General features: G+C 39.2%; 5 protein-coding genes and 1 rRNA gene. 2 read left to right on the plus strand and 4 right to left on the minus strand.

From position 1 onward, the window contains the following. The first annotated feature begins 58 nt into the window (after positions 1 to 58). Positions 59 to 724: an O-methyltransferase gene (locus ACQKMV_RS15750; RefSeq protein WP_427505088.1), complete on the plus strand. Its 666-nt coding sequence runs from the start codon at positions 59 to 61 to the stop codon at positions 722 to 724. A 52-nt stretch (positions 725 to 776) separates the two neighbouring features. Here ACQKMV_RS15750 and ACQKMV_RS15755 read toward each other — a convergent pair whose 3' ends face one another. The 3 genes from ACQKMV_RS15755 to aceA form a co-directional block, all read right to left on the minus strand. Then, on the minus strand, positions 777 to 1,946 hold the full coding sequence (locus ACQKMV_RS15755; RefSeq protein WP_427505089.1) for a pyridoxal-phosphate-dependent aminotransferase family protein: 1,170 nt from the start codon (positions 1,944 to 1,946) through the stop codon (positions 777 to 779). A 322-nt stretch (positions 1,947 to 2,268) separates the two neighbouring features. Next, positions 2,269 to 3,867, minus strand: coding sequence for a malate synthase A (aceB, locus tag ACQKMV_RS15760; RefSeq protein ID WP_427505091.1), 1,599 nt, complete (start codon positions 3,865 to 3,867; stop codon positions 2,269 to 2,271). Positions 3,868 to 3,976: 109 nt separating this feature from the next. After that, positions 3,977 to 5,260, minus strand: coding sequence for an isocitrate lyase (aceA, locus tag ACQKMV_RS15765; RefSeq protein ID WP_427505092.1), 1,284 nt, complete (start codon positions 5,258 to 5,260; stop codon positions 3,977 to 3,979). A 214-nt stretch (positions 5,261 to 5,474) separates the two neighbouring features. On the opposite strand from aceA, the gene ACQKMV_RS15770 reads away from it, so the two are divergent. Further along, complete coding sequence (locus ACQKMV_RS15770; RefSeq protein WP_427505093.1) at positions 5,475 to 6,146, plus strand: LytTR family DNA-binding domain-containing protein; 672 nt, start codon at positions 5,475 to 5,477, stop codon at positions 6,144 to 6,146. Between the two features lie 218 nt (positions 6,147 to 6,364). On the opposite strand, the gene rrf is transcribed toward ACQKMV_RS15770, so the two are convergent. After that, positions 6,365 to 6,459: ribosomal RNA gene (gene rrf / locus ACQKMV_RS15775) — 5S ribosomal RNA — on the minus strand; the annotation flags it as partial.

Raw genomic sequence — 6,459 nt, forward strand, 5'->3', positions numbered from 1 at the left:
CTATCATACGCTTTACATACAAGCTTGCACGAAAAAATACGGAAACGGGGACTGTTTGATGACTAATTTTAATGTTTGGAATAATGTAGATGAGTACTTTATGGAAAAACTAATACCGGCGGACACAGAACTTGAAGCAGTATTACAAGCTAATAAAGCAGCAGGCATTCCGGAGATTGATGTATCACCAACTCAAGGCAGGCTATTACATTTACTAGCGAAAATAAAAGGTGCAAAAAACATTTTAGAAATCGGAACACTTGGTGGTTATAGTAGTATTTGGATGGCACGTGCTCTCCCTAACGAAGGTAAAATATACACACTTGAAATTGATTCAGAGTATGCCTCTGTAGCTAAGCAAAATATTAAAAATGCTGGCTGTGAAAATAAAGTTGAAATTATAGTTGGAGACGCATTAGAAACGTTACCTACCTTAAAAAAAATAGCTCCACCTTTCGATTTAATATTTATTGATGCGGATAAACCTAATAATCCACACTATTTGAAGTGGGCATTAGAATTGGCTAATTCAGGGGCTGTAATCATTGCTGATAATGTAGTGCGCGATGGCGCTGTTGTTGATGAAAAAAGTGAAGACGAACGAGTACAAGGTGTGCGACAGTTTATAGACTTATTGCAAGAAGAATCTCGAATTGAATCAACAGCTATACAAACCGTTGGCAATAAAGGCTATGACGGCTTTGTGCTCGCTGTAGTTAATTAATCGACAAAGAGATGTCTCAATTACATCGTGAGACATCTCTTTTCAACAGTAGCTATTTCGCAACAATTGCTAATTTTTCTTGTAAACATGCAACAGCTTGTTCTATATCAACTGTACATCCTAAATCATTTAATGATTCCCCTATTAATCTTACTGCCTCTTCAAGCATTGTAGGAGTTGTATTGCCCATATGCCCTATACGGAAGGCTTTTCCTGCTAAATGCGCTAGTGCACCAGCTACTATCACACCTTTTCCTGCTAGTTTTGTACGGAACTTTGCATCCTCTACCCCTTCAGGATAAAGTAAACAGCTAAGTGTCGGTGCAGCAACTTCTTCTTTTGCCAATGCTACCATACCATATGTAGATAAGGCAGCTCTTATTGCACAACCATATGCAACATGCCGTGCCTCTCGTGTTAGAATTCCTTCTTCTAGTACAATGTTCATCGCTACATCATATGCATAAATTAAATTTACAGGAGGAGTTGCAAAGTATTTCCCTGGATCATTCATTACCGGAATCCAATTTTTAATATCGCTATAATAGGCCGGAATCGAACCTAATGCCTCACGTGCCTTTAAAGCAGATTGATTGAAGGCGATAATTGCTAAACCTGGTGGTACACCAATTGCCTTCTGTGACCCTGTTAAAACAATATCCAATTTATAGTCAGGACGGCCATATTCCTTGCTCATATTTTCATCAAGAGCAGCTGTCGCTACAACTCCATCTAAAATAACAAGTGCCCCAGCTTTCTTAACGATTGGTACTAATGCATCCAAATTGGATACTACACCTGTAGATGTATCTGCATGTGTAATAGTTACAGCTTTAAAATTCCCCTCTGCCAATTTTTCTTCAACCGCAGATATTTCAACTTGTTTACCCCATTCAGCCTGTAGTACCTCTACATTAATATCATAAGCTTTCGCTAATGGTATAAATCGGTCACCAAAATAACCATGACTTATAACGAGGATCTTTTCTCCTTTGCCAACTGTATTGACAATAGCCATTTCCATAGCAAGTGTGCCAGATCCGGCTATTACAAAAACTTCGCCGTCTGTTTGAAATAATTTCTTTGTTTGTTCTATGGCATTTCTATAGATTGAAACAAAACGTGGATCTGTATGCCCCCTCGTTTCACTGGCTAATGCATCATAAATTTCATCAACTACCGGTGTCGGTCCAGGAACCAATAATATTTCGTTATTTCGCATTTCATGTCCCCCTTACAATGTTATAGAAGATAAAAAAAATGCCTTACAAGCCCCCATCTAAGCTCGTAAGACATCCTTCACCCCTTTTAAATCTCTTAATATAGACCCCTTTTTTGTAACCGTGTTCAATTTTCAGTAAGGAACGGGGGAACAGACCCCATTCGTTACAATAGTGGAATAAGGTGGACGCCATTCGAGTTTAGTCCACAACAATTTAGGAAAGTTTGGATATGTTCGTTTAGTAGATTCGTATCTCAAATCAATTATAACCGTCCGGAATCGGCTGGAGGTTTTACTTCTTCCAGCGATTGCTGAAAGTAAGTTAAGCTAATTTTTCGTAACCTGGAAGCGTCAAGAATTCCGCAAATTCATCTTGTTCAATTAAAGATTTAAACAGCTCTGCAGCTTCATCATAGCGGCCACCGTTATAGACTTGTTCCCCAACAGCCTCTTTAATTTTCACAAGCTCTTCATCCAAGATATCTAGTACAAAGGCCAATGTAATCCCACGACCATCATCCAAGATACCTTTTGGATGACGAATCCATTGCCATACTTGTGTACGAGAGATTTCTGCTGTTGCAGCATCCTCCATTAAGTTGTTAATCGGTGCAGCTCCGTTGCCTCGTAGCCAAGAAGCAATGTACTGAAGCCCTACACTACAGTTAATACGAAGACCCTCTAATGTAATTGTCCCCTCTGGAACAGCTACTAAATCTTCTGCTTTAACATTTACATCCTCACGCTTTTTATGGATTTGATTTGGTGTCGTCATAATCGCATCAAACTGTTCCATTGCCGTTGCAACCATACCTGGATGCGCTACCCAAGTTCCATCGTGGCCATCTGTTGCCTCACGACGTTTATCTTCTGCAACCTTTGCAAACGCTACAGCATTCGCCTCGTCATCCCCTTTTACAGGGATTTGTGCTGCCATACCGCCCATCGCAGGAGCATTACGTTTATGACATGTTTGAATACATAGAGACGTATATGCCTTCATGAATGGTACAGTCATTGTTACTTGTCCACGGTCCGGTAAAATTACATCAGGTTGATTGCGCAGACGTTTGATATAGCTGAAAATGTAATCCCAACGTCCACAATTCAGACCAGCTGAATGTTCACGTAGTTCATATAAAATTTCATCCATTTCAAATGCTGCTAAAATTGTTTCGATTAATACAGTAGCTTTAATTGTCCCTTGAGGAATTCCGATATAATCTTGTGCAAACACAAAGACATCATTCCATAAGCGAGCCTCTAAATGGCTTTCAAGCTTCGGTAGGTAGAAATAAGGTCCTGTACCTTGTGCCAATGCGTTTTTAGCATTGTGGAATAAATACAGCCCGAAATCAAAGAAACTTCCAGAGATCGGTTGACCATCCACTAGTACATGCTTTTCAAGTAAATGCAGACCACGTGGACGAACTAATAATACAGCTGTTTCTTCGTTTAATTTATATGTTTTACCATTAGATGCTTGTGTAAATTCAATTGTCTTATTAATAGCATCACGCATATTAATTTGACCGCCAATCATGTTTTCCCATGTCGGAGCAGAGGCATCCTCAAAGCAAGCCATAAACATTCTTGCACCAGAGTTTAAAGCATTAATTACCATTTTACGGTCAACAGGTCCTGTAATTTCTACTCGACGGTCTTGCAAATCTGCTGGAAGAGGTGCAATTGTCCAATCTCCCTCACGGATTTGCTTTGTTTCTGGTAAGAAGTCGAGTTTCTCACCTGCATCAAGACGCTTTTGACGTTCTTGACGAGCCTCTAATAGCTCTTTTCGACGAGCATCAAATTTTTCGTGCAGGGCAAGAACAAACTCAAGGGCTTCTGGTGTTAAAATTTCTTTTGTTTGCTCGTTTTGCTCCCCAACAATTTTAAGCTTACCTGTTGTTGCTTGTTCCATCAGTTGTTTCCCCCACCTTTGCGATTTTAAGTAGTATCCCCCACTTTAGGAGGAGCGGAGGATACTAATCTATGATTATGAATTTAGGAATACGCGTACTTTATGAAACTTATACGAATTGTTCTGTTTCTGTAGAGCCAGCCATTGCTGTTGTAGAAGAAGTACCACCAGAGATAACTTGAGATACTTCATCAAAGTAACCAGTACCTACTTCACGTTGATGGCGCGTAGCTGTGTAACCTTTTGATTCTGATGCAAACTCAGCTTGTTGTAGCTTAGAGTATGCAGCCATACCATTATCTTTATAATCATGCGCAAGCTCAAACATAGAGTGGTTTAATGCGTGGAAACCAGCTAATGTTACAAATTGGAATTTATATCCTAATTTACCTAGCTCACGTTGATATTCTGCAATTTCTTCTTCTGATAAATTTGCTTTCCAGTTGAATGAAGGTGAACAGTTGTATGCTAGCAATTTACCTGGGAATTCAGCATGAATAGCTGTAGCAAATTCACGAGCTTCCTCAAGAGATGGCTTAGAAGTTTCACACCAAATTAAATCTGCATATGGCGCATAAGCTAAACCACGAGCAATCGCTTGTTTGATGCCCGGTTTTGTACGGAAGAAGCCTTCTGGAGTACGTTCACCAGTAATAAACTCTGCATCACGCGGGTCGATATCAGATGTTACCATATCAGCAGCATCAGCATCTGTACGAGCAATTAAAATTGTATCAACACCCATTACATCTGTTGCAAGACGAGCAGCAATTAAGTTACGAACAGCATTTTGTGTTGGAAGTAAAACTTTACCACCTAAGTGACCACACTTTTTCTCAGAAGCTAATTGGTCTTCTAAATGAACACCAGCAGCTCCAGCTTCAATCATTCCTTTTACAAGCTCAAATACGTTTAGAGGACCACCGAAGCCAGCCTCAGCATCCGCTACGATTGGAGCGAACCAATCAAATTGATCTACACGTCCTTCAGCATGATCGATTTGGTCTGCACGTTGTAAAGCTTGGTTGATACGCTTAACTACTGCTGGTACAGAGTTTGCTGGATATAAGGATTGGTCAGGGTACATTTGACCAGAAAGGTTAGCATCAGCAGCAACTTGCCAGCCTGATAAGTAGATTGCTTTTAATCCCGCTTTTACTTGTTGTACAGCTTGATTACCAGTTAATGCACCTAATGCATTAATGAATGGTTCTTCTTTTAAAGACTTCCAAAGTCGAGCCGCACCTTTAGTTGCTAAAGTTTGTTCAAGTACAACAGAGCCCTGTAACTTAATAACCTCTTCAGCTGAATATCCGCGTTCAATACCTGCCCATCGAGGGTTCTCTACCCATTGTTTTTCTAATGCTTGGATTTTTTCTTGACGTGTTGACATATTGAAATTCCACCTTCCCCTTTGTATACAATATACTCTGTTAAAAAACTTTTAGTTTGCTGTTCCATAACAGGATTATTTGTTGTAAATTAATATATAACAGAACATCTGAATTTTCATTATTTTTAGATAAAATGCCAAATTTTAATGATGAAACTGCTTTTTTTGGCGACGAAATTTGGTAAACTGTTTACAAACAAGGGGGATATTCACAATGAATAATGAGTTTAATTCTTTGCCAAAAGATATTTCACAACAGTTTATTTCAATGTTAAAAGACTGGGTTCCAGCCAATTCATCCATTGCAATTGCTGCAGAAAACTCCTATATTTATTTTCATTCTGAACATCAAAACATTAATTTAGAAGTAGGCCAGCAAGTACAATCTGGCAGCATTGCAGAGCAAGTACTACGCACAAGGAAACGGACAGACGCCATTTTAGATAATTCCTTATTCGGAACGCCCTATTATGGGATAGGTTATCCTATAAACATTTTAGATGTGCCTGCAGCACTTGTTGTAGTATTACCTTCAACCTTTACCGAAAAGAAATTAGAGCCCTTTCAATTTTTAACTGGAAAACAAGAAGAGGAATGGAATCCTGTTGCGATTGAAAAAATCTCTCATATTGAAAGTCTGCAGAAAAAAACGTGGTTTTATGTGGAGGGAGAACAATTTAAAACAAGCATTACACTTAAAGAACTTCAAATGCGTCTACCTTCATCTTTTATTCGCATCCATAGATCTTATATTGTTAATATTCATTTCATAAAAAAAATGGCTCGCGATCTTACTTCCAATTTTATTGTCACTCTAAAGGATGGAAGTGAGCTACCGGTTAGTCAGTCTTATTTAAATAATCTTCGAAACGCCCTTGAATTTTAGATTTCACCTTGGCGTACTTGTTGCTGTCGCTTCGCTTTCGCACAGAAAACATTTGTTGCTGTCGCTTCGCTTTCGCACAGAAAATATTTGTTGCTGTCGCTATGCTTTCGCTACAAAAACATTTACTCATTGAAGATAAAAGGCTGTCCTATACATCGATTGTATAAGACAGCCTAAAAAATAAAAAAGCCTGAGAAAAAATTCTCAGACTTTAGATTGCCTAGCGACGTCCTACTCTCACAGGGGGAAGCCCCCAACTACCATCGGCGCTAAAGAGCTTAACTTCCGTGTTCGGTATGGGAACGGGTGTGAC

Source organism: Lysinibacillus sp. NPDC094403 (assembly GCF_050278745.1).
Classification (GTDB): domain Bacteria; phylum Bacillota; class Bacilli; order Bacillales_A; family Planococcaceae; genus Lysinibacillus.

Bases quoted from the DNA above. Each gene is read 5' to 3' on its own strand.
- ACQKMV_RS15750 (WP_427505088.1), top strand. From the start codon at position 59: ATGACTAATTTTAATGTTTGGAATAATGTAGATGAGTACTTTATGGAA.
- ACQKMV_RS15755 (WP_427505089.1), bottom strand. From the start codon at position 1,946: ATGCGAAATAACGAAATATTATTGGTTCCTGGACCGACACCGGTAGTT.
- aceB (WP_427505091.1), bottom strand. From the start codon at position 3,867: ATGGAACAAGCAACAACAGGTAAGCTTAAAATTGTTGGGGAGCAAAAC.
- aceA (WP_427505092.1), bottom strand. From the start codon at position 5,260: ATGTCAACACGTCAAGAAAAAATCCAAGCATTAGAAAAACAATGGGTA.
- ACQKMV_RS15770 (WP_427505093.1), top strand. From the start codon at position 5,475: ATGAATAATGAGTTTAATTCTTTGCCAAAAGATATTTCACAACAGTTT.